This is a genomic window from Paraburkholderia sp. SIMBA_053, assembly GCF_046534895.1.
In the GTDB taxonomy this organism is placed as follows: Bacteria; Pseudomonadota; Gammaproteobacteria; order Burkholderiales; family Burkholderiaceae; genus Paraburkholderia; species Paraburkholderia caledonica.
The window spans coordinates 1-234 of sequence record NZ_JAWRXU010001781.1 but is presented as its reverse complement, the minus strand read 5'-3'; the positions used below and the strand labels follow the sequence as shown (position 1 = coordinate 234).

General features: G+C 67.9%; 1 pseudogene. It reads right to left on the bottom strand.

The window, feature by feature from the left end:
• Positions 1-234, bottom strand: a pseudogene (locus SB753_RS41645) (endo-beta-N-acetylglucosaminidase); the annotation flags it as partial.

Here is a 234-nt window from a genome sequence, read left to right as displayed (position 1 = left end):
CGAGTCGCGCCCGGTCTTCGAGCCCGCTCACGGTGGGGGCGTCGTACGTCGGGTAGTAGGGGTTCCAGGCGTAGTCGAGCACGTTCGCCGCGTCGAACAGCGTGAAGTCGGTCGTCGTGTACGAGGGACCGATGGCGTACAGGCTGATGATCTTGTCGGGGCCCAGTCGGTCACGCAGCGCGGTCGCGAGCCATCCGAACGACTGCGGGTTCGGCTGCGGGGTTCCGTTCGCGC